Here is a 20,022-nt window from a genome sequence, read left to right as displayed (position 1 = left end):
ATTCTTTTTCGGAGGCTAATAACGGTGTGGATGAGCGAATTCGAATGGGTTTTATACTAAAAAAATCGGGTGAATTGATTGTTTTAAACCGCAATGTTCGCAGAGAATTTGCAAAGCAGAATAGCCGCAATTTTAAATGGTTTTAGTTAGGAGTGGCTAATTGGGACTCATCGGTGGATAGAGAAGTTTACAAAGTGAATTATTGAAATGGATACAACACCAATAAATTTGGCATAGCTACAGTATGATTATAACGTTAACATCGACAGCTGCACACCGTTTGCACATACCTTGCTATTTGAAATCTGTGATACGCCGGGTTTTATCACTGTGTTTGCACCAGTAAGTAATATTGGCCAGTATTATTTGCATTTGACTTTTTAAAATACTTTAAGAAGCTATAGAATTATTACTCCCTTAATACAAAAATTGCTAATTTACGCCACCATTTATAACTGATATGCAAGTTACATCATTTGAAGAATACCAGCAAGCTTATAAGCTTAGTGTTGAACAGCCCGAGCAGTTTTGGGAGGGTATTGCCAACAATTTCCTTTGGAAAAAAAAGTGGGATAAAGTGCTCGACTGGAATTTTACAGAACCCAAAATAAAATGGTTTGAGGGGGCCAAACTCAACATTACCGAAAACTGCCTGGATCGTCACCTGGAAAAGAACGGCGACACGCCGGCTATTATTTGGGAGCCGAACGACCCGGCAGAGGATCACCGGATCCTTACCTATAAGCAACTGCACGATAAAGTTTGCCAGTTTGCGCATGTGCTAAAAAACAACGGCGCCAAAAAAGGCGACCGTATATGCATTTACATGCCAATGGTGCCCGAACTGGCCATAGCTGTGCTAGCTTGTGCCCGTATTGGTGCAATTCACTCGGTGGTATTTGGCGGGTTTTCCGCACAGTCAATAGCTGATAGGATTAAAGATGCTGAATGTAATATTGTGATTACTGCCGATGGCGGTTATCGTGGTACTAAGGAAGTGCCTTTGAAATCGATCATAGATGATGCGCTGGTACAGTGCCCGAGCATTAAAAAGGTCATCGTACTTACGCGTAGTCACACCCCGGTATCCATGATAAAAGGGCGCGATGTATGGTGGGAAGATGAAGTTAAAAAAGTAGAAACACAAGGTAACCCAGAATGCCCGGCCGAAGAAATGGACGCGGAGGATATGCTGTTCATCCTTTATACATCCGGGTCTACCGGCAAGCCTAAAGGTGTGGTACATACCTGTGGTGGTTACATGGTTTATACGGGCTATACTTTTAGCAACGCTTTCCAGTATCAACCGGGCGAGGTGTATTTCTGTACGGCTGATATCGGGTGGATCACCGGTCACTCTTATATTGCCTACGGTCCGCTTACCCAGGGGGCAACTTCGGTATTATTCGAGGGCGTACCTACCTGGCCTGATGCCGGCCGGTTATGGGACATTGTAGAGAAATTCAAAGTAAATATCTTATATACGGCGCCTACAGCCATCCGCTCGCTGATGAGTTTTGGCGATGACGTGGTAAAGGATAAAGATTTTAGCTCGCTTAAAAAACTGGGCTCGGTAGGGGAGCCGCTGAATGAGGAGGCCTGGCACTGGTTTGATGAAAAGATAGGTAAAGGCAACTGCCCTATTGTAGATACCTGGTGGCAAACCGAAACCGGTGGATTCATGATTTCGCCTATTGCCAATGTTACCCCGCTTAAACCGGGCTATGTTACCCTGCCATTGCCGGGTGTGCAGCCGGTATTGGTTGATGAAAATGGTAAGGAGATTGAAGGTAACGGTGTAAGCGGTAACCTTTGTATCAAATTTCCATGGCCTGGTATGCTGCGTACCACCTACGGCGACCATGAGCGTTGCCGTACCACTTATTTTGCTACTTACGAAAATTTATATTTCACCGGGGATGGCTGCCTGCGCGATGAGGACGGCTACTACCGCATTACCGGCAGGGTTGATGATGTGCTGAACGTGTCCGGGCACCGCATTGGCACCGCCGAGGTGGAGAACGCCATTAACATGCACAGCACCGTTGTGGAGAGTGCCGTGGTGGGTTACCCGCACGATATTAAAGGCCAGGGCGTGTATGCGTTCGTGGTATGCCCTAATCAGCATGGCGACTCAGAACTTACCCGTAAGGATATTATGATGACCGTATCGCGCATCATTGGTGCTATTGCCAAGCCTGATAAGATCCAGTTTGTGAGCGGCCTGCCTAAAACACGTTCCGGTAAAATCATGCGCAGGATCTTAAGGAAGATTGCAGAAGGCGATACTGCCAATTTAGGCGATACTTCTACCTTGCTGGATCCGGCTGTTGTGGAGGAGATTAAAGAGGGCGCTTTGTAATAAGAAGGATTTAAGATGACAAGAATCAAGAAAGAGTTTTTTTAGTAGCATATTGAGTTAAAACAACCATCAGCTTTTAGGATGACCGATACGCCCATCATCAACGGAAATAAACAATACCTACTTACCCGGGGCGAATGCAAAAATAATCCGGTGTTACTGTACCTGCATGGCGGGCCGGGAACACCGGATTTCTTTTTTGTTGCAGATACGCTGAAGCCGCTGGAAAAGTTATTCACCATTTGCTATTGGGAACAGCGGGGCGCGGGTAGGTCATACGCTACCCTGACAGATAAGCAATTGTTAACGCTCGAGCAGATGATCCTGGATGCCGAAGCTGTGAGCCAATATCTCCTTCAAAAATTCGGGCAAGCAAAAATTTACGTGCTGGGGCAATCATGGGGTACTTTTTTAGGTTCGATGCTGGTGCAGCGGTACCCCGGCCTTTTTCATGCCTACCTGAGCGTAGGCCAGGTAACAGATCAATACTCGTCGGAACTGGAATCATACCGCTTTGTTGAAGAGCAGGCAACTATCCGCGGGGACAACGGTGTACTGCGTAAATTAAAAACGCTGGCGGTACCTGCCCGGGATGCTGGTGCAACAGCCTGGTTCCGCTACCTTAATTTCGAGCGGAGGTATGTCGCCAGCTATAGGGGCAGTATGCATAGCCGGAATATTTTTGTATTGGCCATCTGGAAGCTGTTGACCTGCAAAACGTATGCCCTTACTGACAAACTGAACTACATAAAAGGCTCTTCTTTAAGTTTTGATAAACTTTGGGCTGAGATCATTACCATCAAAATCAACGAAGCAGTGCCAGTCTACCAGATCCCCGTTTACTTTTTCCACGGGGTGCACGATCACCACACTTATTATGAAGGCGCAAAAAACTATTTTATAAATCTAACCGCCCCGTTAAAGCGATTTTATAGTTTCCCGGAGGCTGCACACTTTCCGCACGTAGAAGATTTTCAAGCGTTTGAAAGGATTGTTAAAGAGGACGTCTTAAGTAGAAAAATAGGGAAACAAGATTCTGTAGTATAACAGTAATCACAACTTTTGATTTATCGCATTTTTCAAAAACCAAATCTTTAACCAACCGTTCTTCTAACACATCTAAATTAAGGAGAAACAAACCATGGATAAATTAGAATTGAAAGGCGGCTGGAACGAGCTGAAGGGCAAGATAAAACAAGCTTACGGTGATATTACCGATGATGATTTGAAACACGAAGAAGGTAAGGACGATGAAACGCTTGGCCGTATCCAACAGAAAACCGGAAAAACCCGCGAAGACGTAATCAGTTGGTTGAAAAGTTTATAACCGGTTTCGATTGATCAAGTTTTAAATAAATTACAGCCCTGCACAGCGGGGCTTTGTTATTTACGGGAGATGTAACAAGATGCTTTAGCGAAACAGCTTATTCATGTCAACTTCAAATTCTTTGATAAACGCCGATTTTAAAATGTCGGTTTTTTGGGCCTTTTGTTTTAAATGATATTCACGTTCTTTCAAAATATAAACCTCCGCCTGTTCCTGGAGCGGATCAATAACAATGTATTCGTCAACACCATATTTTTCGTAAACGTCTTTTTCTGGCGCAGGTCATAATACGCAGTTGATGGCGATAAAATTTCGACTATTAAGTTAGGAGCACCTTAGATAATGTTTTTGACAACCTCATCAACACGGCTTTCAACGATATATAGCATGTCAGGCTGTAATATGTTCCCGTCATCAAATTTCACATCCATTGGTGCACTTACTAAAAAGCTTTTGTCGTTTTTAGCTTATAAAAAGTTAAACAGTGCATTTATAAATCTCGATGAAACGAGCTGATGTAAGGGAATAGGTGAAGGCGACATAACTAAATCGTAATTGATCAGCTGAAAAGGCGCACCCTCGTCCAGAAGCATGTAATCTTCTACCGTATATTTCTTTTTCTTTTCAGCGGCAGGCATAAATCAAATATAACTAATTTTGTGCCAATGGCAAAAAGCACAAAACACACTCAACCCACTATACTTGTTGTAAATGATGATGGTATTACCGCGCCTGGCATTAAGGCCCTGATGCACGTAATGAAAGAAATTGGCCGCGTGGTGGTGGTAGCACCGGATAGTCCGCAATCGGGCATGGGGCATGCTATTACCATTGGCAAGCCGCTCCGGTTAGATGAAGTAGACTTGTACGATGGCATAGAAATGTATCGCTGCAGCGGTACCCCTGTAGATTGCGTCAAGCTGGCCGTTACCAAGATCTTTAAAGGCCAAAAGCCCGATCTCTGTGTTTCCGGCATCAATCATGGGCTTAATAATTCCATCAATGTGCTGTACTCTGGTACCATGTCTGCAGCCGTTGAAGGAGCTATCGAAAGTATCCCATCCATAGGATTTTCACTTGATGATTATTCGCTGCAGGCGAACTTTGACCATTGCTTAAAATTCATCAAGGAGATTGCATTACAAGTTTTGCAGAACGGCTTGCCGGTTGGCACCCTGCTTAATGTGAATTTCCCCCATACGCACGACATTAAAGGCATCAAGATCTGCCGGCAGGCAAACGCCAAATGGGCCGAAGAATTTGATGAACGGACCGACCCGTATAAACGCCCGTATTACTGGCTCACCGGTGTTTTCCAAAATAACGATAAAGGTGAGGATACCGATGTTTGGGCACTCGAGCATAATTACGCATCCATCGTACCCGTACAGTTTGATATGACGGCACACCACGCCATCCCGCTTTTAAATACCTGGAATTTTAATGTTGAATAAGAACTGCGTAGCATTCGGCTTATTGATAGGGGCGGTTATGCCCGCCATAACCTGGATTGTATTTAGCCTTATATTGCAAAACGATGCAATTATCATGGATAAACCGGCCGCTCCGTATCTCATCGCCACCGTTTTAAACTTAGTATTGTTGCGTTACTATTTTAAAAACAATATGGATAAAACAGTTAACGGTATCATGATAGTGACGTTTGCCGTTATGCTGCTGGTATTCACGTTTAAAATGCATATTACATCATGAAATATTACCTGGTTGCCGGTGAAGCCTCCGGCGATTTGCATGGAGCCAGCCTCATGAAAGCGCTGAAGGAGAAAGATGCCAAAGCCGAATTTCGTTACTTTGGCGGCGACCTGATGGCGGCTGAAGGCGGCAAGCTGGTAAAGCATTACCAAGACATGGCCTTTATGGGTTTTGTTGAAGTAGCTGCCAATCTGCGTAAGATATTGAAAAACATGAGCCTTTGTAAAGAGGACGTGCTTGCATATCACCCGGATGTACTAGTGCTAATTGATTTCCCAGGTTTTAACCTCAAGATAGCCGACTTTGCTAAAAAGCAGGGTTTGCTGGTTTGTTACTACATCTCCCCGAAAGTTTGGGCCTGGAACCAAAAACGGGTTTTAAAGATCAAAAAATCTGTAGATCATTTGTTTTGTATACTGCCCTTTGAAGTGGAGTTTTATAAGACATGGGGCATGGCGATCGATTACGTAGGGAACCCGCTTTTAGATGCCGTTGATGCCTTTACACCCAATCCAAATTTCCTGAACCAGAATATGCTTGCCGGGAAAAAAATAGTTGCTTTATTACCTGGCAGTCGCAAACAGGAGATCAGCCGCTTGCTACCGGAAATGGCTAAAGTTGCCAAACGCTTTACCAATTACCAATTTGTTATTGCCGGTGCCCCAACGTTTGATGCAGATTATTATAGACAGTACATTGGCAGCACACCCATCCCAGTAGTATTTAATGCCACTTATGATTTGCTCCGTAATTCAGAGGCTGCTATTGTAGCCTCAGGCACCGCAACTTTAGAAACCGCCCTGCTCAACGTGCCGCAGGTAGTGGTTTACAAAGGCAACACCGTTACTATCGGGATTGCAAAAATGCTGATCAAAATCAAATTTATTTCGCTGGTTAACCTGATATTGGATAGGCAGATAGTAAAGGAATTAATTCAGAACGATTGCGATTTTCATAGTATTTCCAATGAATTAGATAAACTGGTAGGAATTGAAGACTACCGTAATCGGATGTTGGCCAATTATGATCTACTGGATGAGCGGATGGGCAAGCCTGGCGCCTCTGCAAAAACTGCCGTATTGATCATTAAATATGCCACAAAAAAATAAGGCTCCGCATTACTGCCGAGCCTCATTTTTCTCAAATGGATGTTTTAAATAAATAGATAGCATATATAATGATCAGGCAACCGACAGCGTTTGCTGTCCGGTAACCTGGTGGTTGCTTGTGGCGAAGTGATTCTTCTCTCTAAAAGACTTTAAATCTTCCGTTAATAAGCTTTTCAATTCGTTATCAAAATGGGCGACTAATTTACTTGCAGCAGGTTTTTTGTAGGTTTTCATAGGTAGATGCTTTGAATGTTGTTAGTTTGCTGAAGGCGGTAACATTTAAATTATGCTGCACTTAAGTTGGCCGCGCTAATTTTAATGAGCTGTTCTTTAACAGATCGGATAGCTTTCAGATCATTCATTAAGAGCGTCCGCAACTCTTTATCAAAACGGTCTACCAATTTGTTAGTTGATGATTTTTGAGTAGTAGTTTTCATGGTCAGTTTCTATTTGTGATCAATTATTTTTGTCTTGTTTATCTTCACTCGATGCGTCTGTGTTTTCTTCGAGATTATCATGTCTGCGTTTCGCTTCGTTGATCTGCCTCTCTAACTGTTCTTCATCGCGGTGGTCGGCCGGTTTCTCGGGAGCCACCGGATTTTCCCATGCTTTTTCCTCAGCCGGGGCTTCAGGTTTCTTTTCGATTGCCATTGTATCTCCGTTTGATACTAGATAGTCCAACTTAGTGCCAAAAACCGTATCCTGCTTGAAAAAAATCATAGGAAGTCGTATCTTATTTTACTTAGTATACAAAGAGCGATAAAAACAGTCTTCTGTTAGAATTTTTAAATATCAAATATGATTTGATTGTATTGTAAAATTATACAACTTGTGGTAAATGGTAGTCAGGCAGTGTTGCTGGCTTTATACACTGTACGTTTTCAGACACCGCGCTGCATCGTTTTGCGTGTTAAAAGGTGAACCACGATGGCAATTGACGAAAGGATTATCGCCAGTACGCAGATGCCCGGCCAGTTATAGATTCCCCATATACGCGTTGCCAGGAAAGTGCCGGTAGCACCCCCTACAAAGTAACTTACCATATATACGGTATTAATGCGGTTACGGGCCGCCGGGTCTAAAGAGAAGATGATGGCCTGGTTAGAAATATGAGTTGCCTGCACCCCCATATCCATAATAATAACGCCAATAATCAGTCCTGCGATACTGTAGGCCGAAAACCAAAAGATCACAAAGGATACCAATACCAGGAGCAGTGTAAAAGTTGATAATTTAAAGGCATCCACTTTATCGCTCAGGCGGCCCATGAGGCCTGCAGCTATGGCTCCAAAGGCACCTGCCAGCCCGAAAGCACCGGCTACGTCACTCCCCTCATTAAAGTTTTGTTTCAGCATAAATACCAGGGTAGTCCAAAAAGCGCTGAAGCAAGCGAAACACAAGGCGCCGCGTAAGGAAGCCAACCGGAGTTTTGGTTCTTTTTTTACCAGGTCTACCATTGATTTCATTAACTGCCCGTAGTTGCCTTTATAATCTGGCTCTACCTCTGGCAGCATTAAAAAAATCAGCAACCACATTACCATCATAATTCCCGCAGCAATATAAAACATTGCCCGCCAGCCCAGGTGTGCCCCAACAAAACCACTCAGCGTTCGCGAAAGCAGGATGCCGATGAGTAAACCGCTCATAATAAAGCCTATTTTTTTGCCGCGCTCGGCAGGGTCGGCCAGGTGCGCTGCCATTGGCACCAGCAGTTGCGGAATAATGGAGGTGCATCCTAATAAAAAGCCTGAGAGGATTAGTATATGGATATTAGGCGCCATAGCGGTGATCAGTAGCGCAGTTACAACAAATGCAAAGTTGATCAGCATCAGCCGCTTGCGTTTAACCATATCAGCCAGGGGCACTACAAAAAACATCCCCACGGCGTAGCCAACCTGCGTTAGCATACTCACTTGTCCCGCTTCCCCATTGCTAACATGAAAAGTCTCCGCCATATCATGCAATAATGGCTGGTTATAATATAGGTTGGCTACTACCAGGCCTGTGGTAAGAGTCATTACCCACAGAGTGGTAGTGGTTAATTCTGGTTTATGTGTTGTAACGGGCATTTGTTGAGATTTTTTTAACTACGCCTTTATATTTTTAATAGTTAAATAATGTTAAATTAACATTTGTTGTAATATTGGTAACCATTTAACGGTATCTTTGTTAATACAATAAGTAAAAAAGTACATTGATATTAAGCTTACAAAAAAATTACAAATAAATTCTTTGTAATTCAAAACTTAGTGTTACTTTTACACCATCAACAAAGGCATACAATGTTGATACATAAAATAGTCTTCTCATAATTTAGGTTTATAATTGGTTAGTAAAGGCCCCTGCCCATCAGGGGCTTTACTTGTTTTATAGCCCAATGGTTTTACACTAAACAATTTTAAATTTTGCTGGGAGAAATACAAAGTGAAGCACCAACAGCGTTTAAACCATGACGTTTACCAACTATTCAACGGTAACTCTTTCCTGTAACTACAATGATACCCCTTAACTGCTAACATGGAACGTTGAATCTACAATCGCATCATTAAGCATATTGTTTAAAAAATTTGTGGATCCTCCATTTGTCACCTGGAGCGCTGCGGGGTTAGATAAATTTAATTCACCTTCTTCAATATGGCCGATTTTAGCGGAAGTAACCGTAGCATCTTACCTGTAATCACTTCGTCGCTCAGCAAATTAATGTAACCTGCCGATGGTAGCACAAACCTGCGCGGCGTTTTCTCCAGGTTGAAGAACACCAAAATTTCGTCTGTTGCATCGTATCGGCGATAGGAGAGTACGCCACCACGGGCACTTACAAACTGGATGTTACCGCTGGTCAACACCGGGTTGGCTTTACGGATAGCAATGAGCTTTTTGTACCAGTTGAACTGTTCTTGATTAAAGTTAACCCTATCGTATTGCTTATCTCCGGGCTGAATATTGTTACGGGTTTCATCTGCAAAATCAAGGTCTTTCCACCAGAGCGGTTTACGAGGATCGGGGTCATCGCAGCCCCACATCCCCATTTCTTCGCCGTTCCAAATCTGTGGTGCGCCTATACTGGTGAACAGGTGCACCAGATATAGCCTGACCCTTTGATAAGTTTCTTCATCAGGTTTGCCGGTTAGGTAGCCAGGGTTTTCGCGCGGATTAGCCTGTAATTTGTAAATGTTGTTGTTATAAAAATCGGAAAGCAGGCGGGGAGCATCGTGTGTGCTGGATACATTCATCATTGCATAACGCTTATCCTCCGGTATCCGGTTCCATTCCTTTTCCAGGTCGGCCTTAAATTGGTCGGCGTCTATCGCGTAACTTGTTTTTGCAAAAAAGTAACGTGCCGGCCTATAGGTATGGTAAAACATCACGGCATCAAAAATATTGCCCTGCAAATACGGTGTAGGATCCATTAGTGTGTCGGGCCAGTGGTCCCACCAAATTTCACCAACTAAATAGGCATCGTGTTTAATGTTTCTTACCTCTCGCCTAAATTCCCTCCAAAAACCAAGGCCTATTTGATCTGCCACATCTAACCTGAAGCCATCTATACCGTTGGCTGCTACGCCATCTGGTGCAAGCCAGCGTTTGGCAACCTCAAAAATATGCTGTTTGGCGCCTTCGTTAATATTGCCCTCATAAGGCTGACCATCTACACGCTGGGTGCTAATATCCACCTTTTTAATTTCTGGCAGGCTGGATACCCCCGTCCAACCGTGATAAGTAAATTGCTGCCCTGGAAAATTTGTATCGCTGAAGGAGTGGATCTCGTACCAGTCTTTATAGGCAGATGCGGATTGGTTCTCTAAAACATCCTGCCAGGCCCAAAATAAAACTCCGGTATGGTTCCAGGAATAGTCCATTATCAGGCGCATATCCCGGCGGTGCAGCTCTTTAATCAGTTTTAAGAATTGTTTATCTGCTGCGGTCCACTCCCAGGTAGCCGAATCAGCAGGATTTTCTGCGGCCATGAGTAGTTTATCACCTTCAGGGTCTGGCCCAAAGTTCACATCAATGTGGTGATAGTATCTTGCATCGTATTTGTGAGATGATGGCGCATCGTTTAGCGGGTTCATGAAAATAGCGTTCACGCCCAACTCCTGCAGGTAATCCAGTTTGTCCAGAATGCCTTGCAAGTCGCCACCGTAGCGGCGGTAGTACATATCATCATATATAGTGTTACCTGTTTCCCATTCTTCCCGGGCGTACCAATCGCTGGACCAGGAACTAACTACCCAGCCATCCGGCGCAGTCTGACCTAAGGGGGGGATGTTAATATCCTCTGGCTTTGGATTATTGTCCGCATCACCATTGCGAAAACGCTCTGGGAAGATCTGGTACCAAATAGCGCTTTTACTCCACTGCGGTGCTTGATCAAAGGGGGTTTCCGTATCCATTCCGGTACCGGTGTCAAATAAACTAATAAACATAAACCTACACTTTTAGGGTAGCAAACATCCTGAGGGGCAAGGCGCGCATTGCCAAATATAGGTTTATTGTTGCATTTTTAGCCGTGCCTGGAATGCTCGCTTAAATGATTTTGCCGGGTAATTGTTTTTGTTAAAAAAAAATCCACTATAATCCGGGAGTTTGACAATTTGCTGTCACCTCGTTATTTATAAATGGTTTATCTTCGAAGGAAAATTAAAGCTGTTGAAGAAAAAAGTGTTAATAATCGAAAATGATCAGGAGATCAGGCTCATAGTTGAATTCATTTTAACGGAACAGGGATTTGAAACGCTTAGTATTCCGGAGCCGGAAGATTTGTCGGAGATCATTCCTTTTGCACCTCATGTAATTTTACTTGATGAATTTATCAATAGCCGCCCCGGCCATCGTTTGTGCCGGAAGATCAAGCAAACGCCTTTGCTATCCAGCGTCCCGGTGATCATCCTGTCTACCGCTAATGATATAGAGCTTATAGTTGCAGAATGCCAGGCTAACGACCACATTCGTAAGCCGTTTGATATCGAAGACATGGTTGAAAAAGTTTTGCGGTTAGTCAATCATCAGTCCCTGGCTATTTAGCGCATCATGCCGACTAAGCCTATTTGCTTTAGTTTGTTATTTGGTAATGTACTTAGCTGCAATTAGTAAGAGCAAAGTGCGGTCAGCTTTTGCTTCATCATAATTTTCCTGGAGTAATTGTTTAATTTGCTTGTTTTTTAGTTTAACTGCCACCATTTGCATTACCTGAAAAGAGGCTATTTCTATGCTCTCAATATTTTGCAAATAGAAAATTATCGACATATCACGGAGTGCAGCTTCATCTGTTTGCTCACGGATAGCTTCAAAAGCATCATCCACCAAACCTGTTAACCCATTAATGCTCCCTTTTGAGATCTCAGCATCCAGCAACTCATAAATTAACTCCATCCTCGCCATTTGCTTTTCTACATCATCTACAGTTTCCTGTATGGCAAACTGCAGATCGTGAAAATAAGCTTCATTTTTTAATTGCGGTAACCAGGTAACCAAATGCGCTTTGGCAAAATAAATGCGGTTGAGGTGGGTAACGAAAAACCTTTTTAGTTTTTCGGCACCTAATTTTATTTTTTTTGGAGATGATGATTTGCCCGTTTCTTCTGACATCGGATTGCGCTTTTACAACACTAAGATATGAATTCTTTTACTCGGGAAAGCAGATCGAATATATCAAATGGTTTAGCAACGTAAGCATCCGCACCACAATCTTTAGCTAAAAAGGCTAAATCCGACTCGCCGGAAACAAGCATTACCGGCAAATGCCGTGTAGCTAATTGCGACTTAATTTCTTTGCAGATATCAGCACCACTTTTGTCGGAGCCAATAAGTCGCACATCCAACAGTACAATATCAGGCTGTATTACGTTGATCCGCCCGGCAGCTTCGCCAGTATTGGAAAGAACCACATCATATCCCTCTTCCCGGAAAATAATATTTAAAATCTCAAGGATGTCTTCATCATCATCGATTACCAAAATCCTTTTAGACATAGTGCTTTTATTCTTCTGAGCAAATATCCGTCCAAGTTGACTTAAAGTTTGATTAACGTTTTTGCACACGTGATTTAGTTAAGATAATGAAATTCAGATAAATTATTTTCAATTCTATTATTCCGTTTCTAAATACAGACTGTAGCGGGTAGACGAAAATTGAATTAACCGATTTGAGCAAAACATAGCACATAGGTGAAGCTAATGGCTGAGGTTTATTAATTTAGTCCTATGAATTTCGATATAGAGATAATCATTCGTTTTTTGCTTGCCATTTTGTGGGGTGGTCTTGTGGGTGCCGAGCGGGAGTACCGTGGTAAAGCAGCCGGTTTTAGAACCAATATTATGATCTCTTTTGGCGCCTGCTTTTTTACCATCATGTCTGGCGCTCTTGGAGGTCCAAACAACCCTGATCGTATTGCAGCTAATATAGTAACGGGTATAGGTTTCTTAGGTGCAGGGGTTATTTTTCGGGGCACCAATAGGGTCAACGGCATCACAACAGCGGCGACCATATGGTCCGTAGCGGCAGTTGGGATGGGCCTTGGCGCCGGCTTTTATTTCGCCGCCGGATGCGCCAGTTTTCTAATCCTCTTTATCCTCGCCGTTTTGCCGTCTTTGCAGGAAAAGATAGATAAGCTGAACCAAGTGAAGATCATTACTATCAAAACAAAAAGCAATAGTAACGCAAAAAAGCTTGTAGAAACCCAGCTTAATATTTACAAGCTGGATTATAAAATGATTAAGCAGATCAGGGAGGCAGATACTCTTATTTTGACCTGGCAAATCCGCGGCAATGCCGCCAAACTGGATTCCTTTATTGAGGAGGTCATCAACGATCCAATCATCGACCGTTTTGAATATTGATCGATAGTGTTTATTGTGCCCGTGCTATCAACCACATGATATGTTCTACCAATTCAATTCTTAGCTAAACACAAATAGTTAACAGCTGTTGTGTTGTTATGGAAAACAAACAAAATCCGGTTTGGTTCATCACCGGCTGTTCAACAGGTTTTGGCCGCGAACTGGCAAAAATGATTTTAGAAAAAGGCTGGAACGCTGTTGTTACAGCCAGGAAACCGGAACAGGTTCAAGACCTGTTAAAAGGATATGAAAGCACTTCCTTGCTCTTAACGCTTGATGTAACAGATAAAGCTCAGATAGCCAAAGCTGTAGCTGCCACTCAAGCAAAGTTTGGCAAAATAGATGTGTTGGTAAATAATGCGGGCTATGGCTACTTTACCAGTATTGAAGAGGGCGAGGAAGATAAAATAAGGGCGCAGTTTGAAACTAACTTTTTTGGATTGGTGAACATGACCCAGGCGGTATTACCGGGCATGCGCAAAAATAAAAGCGGGCATATTATCAACTTTTCATCCATCGGCGGCCTAAGGGCCTTTACCGCTACGGGTTATTATCATGCTACAAAGTTTGCTGTAGAGGGTTTATCAGAATCGCTATCGCAAGAAGTAGCGCCATTGGGAATAAAGGTAATTTTAGTAGAGCCGGGGCCTTTCCGTACCGACTGGGCGGGCCGGTCCACCTCGCGCACAGAAACACAATTGGATGATTATAAAGAAACAGTTGGCAAACGCATGAATGTAAGCCTTGAAGGCAGCGGGAAACAAGCCGGCGACCCTATACGCGGATGCCAGGCTATAATTGATGCCGTAGCCTCAGATAAACCTCAGTTGCGATTACTTTTAGGGGAAATGGCTTACAACCTGGCCATGGAAAAGCTCGACATTTTAAAGTCTAATTTCGAATCGCTAAAAGAGCAAACTATAGGCGCGGATTTTCCGGAATCAGACCGGTGATTTTTTTGTAACCGTTTTAGATTAAAAGCCGGGTGATATATTCGGCTTTTGTTTTTACCTGTTCTCCAACGCTACGTTATATAATTAACCACACCCTATTTACTGACAGGCGTCATTTATTCAGGAGCCGGACCGGCGTAGGTTTGCAAACCAACAAACAGTATCCCTATGAAAAATTCAGTTGCCAATATTCCGCGTCGTCACGTCCATTTAGTAGGTACCGGCATTGCGGCTTTAGCTAGCGCCGCCTACTTTGTCAGGGACGGTCATATTCCCGGTAGTCAAATCACTAATTGCGATGAATTGTATATCGGGCTGGAAATTGGACAGTTCCGGTAACCGTAACAGGCTTATCCTGATTGAAATTGCGTACCAGTTGTAGATAACGAACAAAAATTGACTTGAAAATTAAATGATGACCCTCGCCGCCCAAATTACCTGGCTGCTATTATTAGCCATACCCATTGCATGCATTGCCTGGACGGTAACGCATGAAGAAGTTTTCCGGGAACCCCGTGAGTACTGCGTTAGGCGTAGTAAAGAAGGCCGTACTATTTTGATAAGGAAGATATTTTACCTGTTCACCTGTGAATATTGCTTCAGTCATTATGTAACCCTGTTTTTTCTCTTTTTAACGGGCTACCACTTATTAATGGCAGATTGGCGGGGCTATCTGATCGCTGGTTTCGCCCTCGTTTATCTAGCCAACGCTTATATGAGTTTATTTGGCCTGATCAGACAGGATATTGTTAAGGAGAAGGCGGAGATCAAATGTTTAAACAAAGAAGCTGAAGAACAAAAGCCTCAGTAAACAATCAACGCCAGGTATTTAATGGATGACTTGAGCATTTGCAACTGATTAAATAGCAGGAAATTACCAAAGATCAAAAAGCCTGTTTAATAGGGGAATACGAATTCTTAACTTTACCCCGTGGGAATTTTTGGAGCAGTATTAGAGGAACAGCTGATTAACAACAGCCAGAGGAAAAAATTGTCTGCAGGGACTGTGCTGATGCAATCTAATAGTTACATCCGCGCTATCCCTGTTGTTTTATCCGGCAGCATGCGGGTGATCCGCCAGGACGAAGACGGCCGTGAGATATTACTTTATTATATCCAACCTGGTGAAAGCTGTATCATGTCTTTTTTAGCGGGTATTCATGAAGATACCAGCAAGGTTAAATTGGTGGTTGAAGAAGATTCGGAAGTGCTGATGCTACCGGTTGCAACAGCCAGCGGGTGGATTAAAATTTACCCGGAGTGGGCGGATTTCATTTTTAAATTATATCACCGGCGTTTTGAGGAGCTATTAGATGTAATTAATGCGGTAGCTTTTCAGAAACTGGATGAACGGATAGTCACCTTGTTGAAAAGAAAAGCAAGCGTTTACGGCTCTAATGAATTTAGTATCACGCATCAGCAGCTGGCAGAGGAATTAGGCACCACGCGGGAGGTGGTTTCCCGTTTGCTTAAGCAAATGGAAAAACAGCAGCTGATAACCCTCCTCCGGAATAAAATAATTTTAAATATCCCTGTGTAACATAGGTCACCAACTGCCGGCATTTCATCTGCTAATTTTGTATCAATGGAAATAGCAGGATATGTGGCAGCAATATTAATTGGTTTATCATTAGGTATAATCGGAGGAGGAGGGTCCATTTTAACCGTACCTATTTTGGTATATTTTTTCGGAATCGATCCCGTATTAGCAACTACCTATTCGCTTTTTGTAGTTGGCTTGACAAGTTCTGCAGGTGCCTTGAGCTATTATCAAAAAGGCAATGTCAGTTTTAAAATTGCGCTACTGTTTGGTTTACCGTCCCTGGTTTCCATACTTATCATGCGTAAGTGGGTGTTGCCCGCCATCCCAATCCATCTATTTGCTATCGGTTCATTTGAACTGACTAAGCCGGAATTATTAATGCTGACATTTGCCGGGTTGATGGTAGCGGCCGCGGTTACAATGATCTGGAATGATAATGGAAATATAGCACTGAAGCCGCAGCTACATCATGCTAAATTGGTTATGCAAAGTATTATTGTTGGCGTAGTTACTGGTTTTGTAGGTGTTGGTGGCGGGTTTCTAATCATTCCATCATTGATTTTATTCGCTGGTCTGCCAATGAAGAAGGCAGTGGGAACTTCCCTGATGGTTATGACCATTAGCTCCCTGCTTGCTGTATTGGGTGATCTAAGCAGGCATGTGCCGGTCAATTATAGCTTTATTTTACTTTTTTCTGCTTTCGCTATAACCGGTATTATCTTAGGAAGTTACTTTACAAAATATATTAACGACGCTAAATTAAAACCCGCTTTTGGATGGTTCGTGCTAATCATGGGGGGATTCGTGTTAGTCACAACTTTAATCAAGTAAAATGGAATTTATTAAACAACCCTGGCCCTGGTATGTTTCGGGGCCGCTAATCGGCCTGATTGTGCCAACTCTTTTATTACTCGGTAATAAGGCTTTTGGTATCTCGTCGTCTTTACGGCACATTTGTGCGGCTTGCATGCCGGCTGATATTCCTTTTTTTAAATACGACTGGAAGAAGGAAAGCTGGAATCTCTACTTCGCAATGGGAATTGTTGCAGGAGGTTTTATTGCCACATATTTTCTCTCTAATACCGCATCTGTCAATCTCAACCCGGATACGGTTAGGTTATTGAAACAAGAAGGTGTAAAAGATTTTAGCGGTTTACTGCCGCACGATATTTTTAGTTTCAGCCAATTGTTTACGCTAAGGGGATTTGTTTTTATTGTTGTTGGTGGCTTCCTGGTGGGTTTCGGAACGCGCTACGCGGGTGGCTGTACCTCGGGACATTCCATTATGGGTATCTCCTCGTTACAATGGCCATCACTGGTAGCTACATGCTGCTTCATGGCTGGAGGATTTATAATGACCTGGCTCATCTTACCTTATTTATTACAACTATGAAAAGCATACGGTTTATGATTGTGGGTGTGTTGTTCGGTATCATACTGGTAAAATCCGAAGTGATCTCCTGGTTTCGCATACAGGAAATGTTCCGCTTGCAGTCGTTTCATATGTACGGCATCATTGGAAGCGCTATTGTTGTTGGTATGATTTCTATTTTCCTTATCAAACGCTTCCACTTGAAGACGATAAATAACGAGCCAATTACCATCCCCGAAAAGACCTTTCATTGGGGCAATGTTTATGGAGGCTTGATCTTTGGGTTAGGTTGGGCAATAACAGGGGCCTGTCCCGGCCCGCTGTTTGCAGAAATAGGAAGCGGCTTTTTGGTGATACTGATCACGCTGTTGAGTGCAATAGCCGGGACATGGATCTATGGCCTGTTACGCAAACAACTACCTCATTAATTTACGGCTATGAAAATTGAACAATTTGAGGATAAAGCATTATCGCACTATTCTTACGCTATATTAAGTGAATGCGAAAATGAAGTAATGCTGGTTGACCCGTCCAGAAATATAGCACCCTACATGGCTTTTGCCGAACAGAACAATGCAAAAATTATCGGTATTATTGAAACGCACCCCCACGCTGATTTTATCAGCGGGCATTTGGAATTACACCAATTGACTGGTGCAACTATCTACTGCTCCGCATTGTTAGGTGCAAATTACCCGCATCTTTCAGTTGACGAAGGTAGTGTGCTCCAATTAGGAGGCATCAAACTAAAAATTTTAAATACACCTGGCCATTCGCCAGATAGTATCAGTATTGTATTGGAGCACGAAGGTAAAGATAAGGCCGTTTTTACAGGAGACACACTTTTTATTGGTGATTGTGGTCGTCCGGACCTGCGGGAGACCGCCGGTAATTTAACTGCAAAACGAGAAGATCTGGCTGCACTGATGTATCATTCCCTAAGGGATAAATTGATGTTATTGGACAATGATGTGTTGGTTTACCCCGCCCACGGCGCAGGAACGCTTTGCGGAAAGGCCCTAAGTGACGCAAACTGCAGTACCATGCAGACTGAAAAAGTAAATAACTGGTCTTTACAGGAGATGAAGAAAGGCCGCTTTATCACTGAACTGTTAAGAGACCAGCCTTTTATTCCCAAATATTTTCCATATGATGTTGCTGTAAACAAGCAGGGCGCATATAATTTGGCCGAAGTTATTGCGAATGTAAACCGACTAAAACCAGATCGGCTTGATAAAGGTAGTTTAATAGTCGACACCCGACAACAGTCGATATACAAAGCCGGTCACCAGTCTGGTTCGGTTAATTTGCAAGCAGGCGGCAAATTTGAGACGTGGCTGGGCAGCATCGTTTCTCCGGGCGAAGTTTTTTACCTGGTTGCCGATAATGAAGTAATGCTGGAGACGATGATCGCCCGCACTACTAAAATTGGATATGAAAGTTTTATTAAAGCTGCATATGTTGTAAAGCAGGGTGATGAAATGATGGATGAGTTAAAAGTAAATGAATTTACAGAGAACTTATCAGCTTATACCATTGTTGACGTACGGAATGCCGCTGAAATAAAAGATAAACCGCTGTTTGACGTCTCAATAAAAATTCCGCTTCAGGAACTAAGGGAGCGTCTGCAGGAAATACCTCTTGACAAACCAATCGTGGTTCATTGCGCGGGAGGGTACCGTAGTGCAGCGGGCAGCAGTATCGTGCAAAGTGCAATCGGCGACCGGACAAAAGTTTATGATCTTGGCGAGGCAGTTTTAACATTGTTATAGTACAAACAGTAATGAATCTTTGAGATACAATTTATCACATAAAACAGTTTTTTGTTTTTGCAGCAGCAGGCTTCATTGAAAATCTTGCTGCTCTAGGTAAATTTTCAGCACTTTGCAGGCTTTCCTTATCCATCTCTTCCCCCCGTTTTTAGGTAGCCCAAACATCATTCTTAACATTGCCAGCCACTATTTTATATCTTATTGATGGCGCTTGCCGGTAGTGCTCACAAACATTTTTCAGGGTGACAACGGTCATTTGGCCGCCGCCTGATTCTCAGGATATTTGGTCTATCAAACAGCTAAATTTTTAAAGCATTTGAGAACATCGAAAATGAGAACAAACGAAGAACTACAACAAGACGTTGAAAACGCTATTAAATGGGAGCCATTATTAAATGCCGCTGAAATCGGCGTCACCGCTAAAGATGGAGTGATCACACTGACTGGCACGGTAGATAATTACCTCAAAAAAAGAGAAGCAGAGAAAGCAGCTAAAAGTGTTGCCGGCGTAAAGGCTGTTGCGGAAGATATCACCATTGCATTCCCAAGCGATTTTAGAAAAAGCGATACTGAAATTGCCAACGAGGTGATTGCCGCTTTAAAAGCTAACTGGATACCGGACGGCAAAGTGAAAGTACAAGTGGAAAACGGCTGGGTAAAACTGGAAGGTGCCCTGCATTGGAACTTTCAAAAAGATGCAGCCAAGAATGCAGTTAAACCACTGATTGGAGTTATCGGTGTATCGAATGATATCAAGATCCAGGCGGAAAGCCATGACGAGGTTGAAAAGAAAGAGATAGAAGAAGCACTTGCCCGTAACTGGTCTGTAAGTAAGCAGGGTATTACGGTGAAAGTTGACGGCGACCGGATTACTTTGACCGGATCGGTTCATTCGCTCTACCAAAAAGACGAAGCGGACAGGATAGCCTGGAATGCCCCCGGTGTATGTGTAGTTGATAACGAGTTATATATCGACTATTACGAAAACTAAGCGAATAATGCGGGAATTAAAAATCCCGCATTATTCAAAAC

Annotated in this window: 21 protein-coding genes; 16 read left to right on the top strand and 5 right to left on the bottom strand. The window is 43.1% G+C overall.

The window, feature by feature from the left end:
* The first annotated feature begins 460 nt into the window (after positions 1–460).
* The 6 genes from A0256_01460 to A0256_01435 all read left to right on the top strand — a co-directional run bounded on the left by A0256_01460 (position 461) and on the right by A0256_01435 (position 6,511).
* Positions 461–2,362 (top strand): acetyl-coenzyme A synthetase, encoded by a 1,902-nt coding sequence (locus tag A0256_01460; GenBank protein AMR30178.1) that lies wholly within the window; start codon positions 461–463, stop codon positions 2,360–2,362.
* 81 nt (positions 2,363–2,443) lie between these two features.
* On the top strand, positions 2,444–3,409 hold the full coding sequence (locus A0256_01455) for a hypothetical protein (protein ID AMR30177.1): 966 nt from the start codon (positions 2,444–2,446) through the stop codon (positions 3,407–3,409).
* A 94-nt stretch (positions 3,410–3,503) separates the two neighbouring features.
* On the top strand, positions 3,504–3,689 hold the full coding sequence (locus A0256_01450; protein ID AMR30176.1) for a general stress protein CsbD: 186 nt from the start codon (positions 3,504–3,506) through the stop codon (positions 3,687–3,689).
* A 665-nt stretch (positions 3,690–4,354) separates the two neighbouring features.
* Positions 4,355–5,143 carry a 5'/3'-nucleotidase SurE gene (locus A0256_01445; protein AMR30175.1) on the top strand — a complete coding sequence of 263 codons (789 nt, stop codon included), beginning with the start codon at positions 4,355–4,357 and terminating at the stop codon, positions 5,141–5,143.
* A complete protein-coding gene (locus A0256_01440) occupies positions 5,133–5,402 on the top strand; it encodes a hypothetical protein (protein ID AMR30174.1) in 270 nt (89 codons plus the stop codon). The genes A0256_01445 and A0256_01440 overlap by 11 nt, the downstream gene beginning before the upstream one ends.
* Entirely contained in the window at positions 5,399–6,511 is a 1,113-nt protein-coding gene (locus tag A0256_01435) for a lipid-A-disaccharide synthase (protein ID AMR30173.1), read from the top strand. Before A0256_01440 ends, A0256_01435 begins: the two co-directional genes overlap by 4 nt.
* 456 nt (positions 6,512–6,967) lie before the next feature.
* Here the strand turns inward: A0256_01435 and A0256_01430 are convergent, their stop codons facing one another.
* The 3 genes from A0256_01430 to A0256_01420 form a co-directional block, all read right to left on the bottom strand.
* Positions 6,968–7,231 carry a hypothetical protein gene (locus A0256_01430; protein AMR30172.1) on the bottom strand — a complete coding sequence of 88 codons (264 nt, stop codon included), beginning with the start codon at positions 7,229–7,231 and terminating at the stop codon, positions 6,968–6,970.
* A 161-nt stretch (positions 7,232–7,392) separates the two neighbouring features.
* On the bottom strand, positions 7,393–8,580 hold the full coding sequence (locus A0256_01425; protein AMR30171.1) for an MFS transporter permease: 1,188 nt from the start codon (positions 8,578–8,580) through the stop codon (positions 7,393–7,395).
* Between the two features lie 546 nt (positions 8,581–9,126).
* Positions 9,127–10,938 carry a hypothetical protein gene (locus A0256_01420; GenBank protein AMR30170.1) on the bottom strand — a complete coding sequence of 604 codons (1,812 nt, stop codon included), beginning with the start codon at positions 10,936–10,938 and terminating at the stop codon, positions 9,127–9,129.
* Positions 10,939–11,161: 223 nt separating this feature from the next.
* Between A0256_01420 and A0256_01415 the strand changes: the two genes are divergently transcribed.
* On the top strand, positions 11,162–11,536 hold the full coding sequence (locus tag A0256_01415) for a hypothetical protein (protein AMR30169.1): 375 nt from the start codon (positions 11,162–11,164) through the stop codon (positions 11,534–11,536).
* Positions 11,537–11,572: 36 nt separating this feature from the next.
* Here A0256_01415 and A0256_01410 read toward each other — a convergent pair whose 3' ends face one another.
* Both A0256_01410 and A0256_01405 read right to left on the bottom strand, forming a co-directional pair.
* Positions 11,573–12,100 carry a hypothetical protein gene (locus A0256_01410; protein AMR30168.1) on the bottom strand — a complete coding sequence of 176 codons (528 nt, stop codon included), beginning with the start codon at positions 12,098–12,100 and terminating at the stop codon, positions 11,573–11,575.
* Positions 12,101–12,120: 20 nt separating this feature from the next.
* On the bottom strand, positions 12,121–12,483 hold the full coding sequence (locus tag A0256_01405; protein AMR30167.1) for a histidine kinase: 363 nt from the start codon (positions 12,481–12,483) through the stop codon (positions 12,121–12,123).
* A 231-nt stretch (positions 12,484–12,714) separates the two neighbouring features.
* Here A0256_01405 and A0256_01400 point away from each other — a divergent pair, with 231 nt between their 5' ends.
* The 9 genes from A0256_01400 to A0256_01360 all read left to right on the top strand — a co-directional run bounded on the left by A0256_01400 (position 12,715) and on the right by A0256_01360 (position 19,981).
* Entirely contained in the window at positions 12,715–13,350 is a 636-nt protein-coding gene (locus A0256_01400) for a hypothetical protein (protein AMR30166.1), read from the top strand.
* Between the two features lie 98 nt (positions 13,351–13,448).
* Positions 13,449–14,303, top strand: coding sequence for a short-chain dehydrogenase/reductase (locus A0256_01395; protein ID AMR30165.1), 855 nt, complete (start codon positions 13,449–13,451; stop codon positions 14,301–14,303).
* A 415-nt stretch (positions 14,304–14,718) separates the two neighbouring features.
* Positions 14,719–15,114: a hypothetical protein gene (locus tag A0256_01390; GenBank protein AMR30164.1), complete on the top strand. Its 396-nt coding sequence runs from the start codon at positions 14,719–14,721 to the stop codon at positions 15,112–15,114.
* Between the two features lie 120 nt (positions 15,115–15,234).
* Positions 15,235–15,843, top strand: a complete 609-nt coding sequence (locus A0256_01385) for a Crp/Fnr family transcriptional regulator (GenBank protein AMR30163.1) — start codon at positions 15,235–15,237, stop codon at positions 15,841–15,843.
* Between the two features lie 45 nt (positions 15,844–15,888).
* Positions 15,889–16,677: a permease gene (locus A0256_01380; GenBank protein ID AMR30162.1), complete on the top strand. Its 789-nt coding sequence runs from the start codon at positions 15,889–15,891 to the stop codon at positions 16,675–16,677.
* A gap of 1 nt (position 16,678) precedes the next feature.
* Positions 16,679–17,239, top strand: a complete 561-nt coding sequence (locus tag A0256_01375; protein AMR30161.1) for a hypothetical protein — start codon at positions 16,679–16,681, stop codon at positions 17,237–17,239.
* A complete protein-coding gene (locus tag A0256_01370) occupies positions 17,194–17,646 on the top strand; it encodes a transporter (protein AMR34391.1) in 453 nt (150 codons plus the stop codon). Before A0256_01375 ends, A0256_01370 begins: the two co-directional genes overlap by 46 nt.
* A gap of 9 nt (positions 17,647–17,655) precedes the next feature.
* Positions 17,656–18,990 carry a sulfurtransferase gene (locus tag A0256_01365; protein ID AMR30160.1) on the top strand — a complete coding sequence of 445 codons (1,335 nt, stop codon included), beginning with the start codon at positions 17,656–17,658 and terminating at the stop codon, positions 18,988–18,990.
* 331 nt (positions 18,991–19,321) lie between these two features.
* Positions 19,322–19,981, top strand: a complete 660-nt coding sequence (locus A0256_01360) for an ornithine aminotransferase (protein AMR30159.1) — start codon at positions 19,322–19,324, stop codon at positions 19,979–19,981.
* Positions 19,982–20,022: the final 41 nt, after the last annotated feature.

The organism is Mucilaginibacter sp. PAMC 26640, from assembly GCA_001596135.1.
Lineage (GTDB): Bacteria > Bacteroidota > Bacteroidia > Sphingobacteriales > Sphingobacteriaceae > Mucilaginibacter.
The sequence above is the reverse complement of the archived record's forward strand: the minus strand, read 5'-3'. Positions and strand labels throughout refer to the sequence as shown.

What these genes read in the sequence shown, in the direction of transcription:
- A0256_01445 (AMR30175.1), top strand. Translation starts at nt 4,355, where the DNA reads ATGGCAAAAAGCACAAAACACACTCAACCCACTATACTTGTTGTAAAT.
- A0256_01405 (AMR30167.1), bottom strand. Translation starts at nt 12,483, where the DNA reads ATGTCTAAAAGGATTTTGGTAATCGATGATGATGAAGACATCCTTGAG.
- A0256_01460 (AMR30178.1), top strand. Translation starts at nt 461, where the DNA reads ATGCAAGTTACATCATTTGAAGAATACCAGCAAGCTTATAAGCTTAGT.
- A0256_01400 (AMR30166.1), top strand. Translation starts at nt 12,715, where the DNA reads ATGAATTTCGATATAGAGATAATCATTCGTTTTTTGCTTGCCATTTTG.
- A0256_01410 (AMR30168.1), bottom strand. Translation starts at nt 12,100, where the DNA reads ATGTCAGAAGAAACGGGCAAATCATCATCTCCAAAAAAAATAAAATTA.
- A0256_01435 (AMR30173.1), top strand. Translation starts at nt 5,399, where the DNA reads ATGAAATATTACCTGGTTGCCGGTGAAGCCTCCGGCGATTTGCATGGA.
- A0256_01430 (AMR30172.1), bottom strand. Translation starts at nt 7,231, where the DNA reads ATGATTTTTTTCAAGCAGGATACGGTTTTTGGCACTAAGTTGGACTAT.
- A0256_01380 (AMR30162.1), top strand. Translation starts at nt 15,889, where the DNA reads ATGGAAATAGCAGGATATGTGGCAGCAATATTAATTGGTTTATCATTA.
- A0256_01375 (AMR30161.1), top strand. Translation starts at nt 16,679, where the DNA reads ATGGAATTTATTAAACAACCCTGGCCCTGGTATGTTTCGGGGCCGCTA.
- A0256_01440 (AMR30174.1), top strand. Translation starts at nt 5,133, where the DNA reads ATGTTGAATAAGAACTGCGTAGCATTCGGCTTATTGATAGGGGCGGTT.
- A0256_01395 (AMR30165.1), top strand. Translation starts at nt 13,449, where the DNA reads ATGGAAAACAAACAAAATCCGGTTTGGTTCATCACCGGCTGTTCAACA.
- A0256_01360 (AMR30159.1), top strand. Translation starts at nt 19,322, where the DNA reads ATGAGAACAAACGAAGAACTACAACAAGACGTTGAAAACGCTATTAAA.
- A0256_01455 (AMR30177.1), top strand. Translation starts at nt 2,444, where the DNA reads ATGACCGATACGCCCATCATCAACGGAAATAAACAATACCTACTTACC.
- A0256_01420 (AMR30170.1), bottom strand. Translation starts at nt 10,938, where the DNA reads ATGTTTATTAGTTTATTTGACACCGGTACCGGAATGGATACGGAAACC.
- A0256_01450 (AMR30176.1), top strand. Translation starts at nt 3,504, where the DNA reads ATGGATAAATTAGAATTGAAAGGCGGCTGGAACGAGCTGAAGGGCAAG.
- A0256_01390 (AMR30164.1), top strand. Translation starts at nt 14,719, where the DNA reads ATGACCCTCGCCGCCCAAATTACCTGGCTGCTATTATTAGCCATACCC.
- A0256_01425 (AMR30171.1), bottom strand. Translation starts at nt 8,580, where the DNA reads ATGCCCGTTACAACACATAAACCAGAATTAACCACTACCACTCTGTGG.
- A0256_01365 (AMR30160.1), top strand. Translation starts at nt 17,656, where the DNA reads ATGAAAATTGAACAATTTGAGGATAAAGCATTATCGCACTATTCTTAC.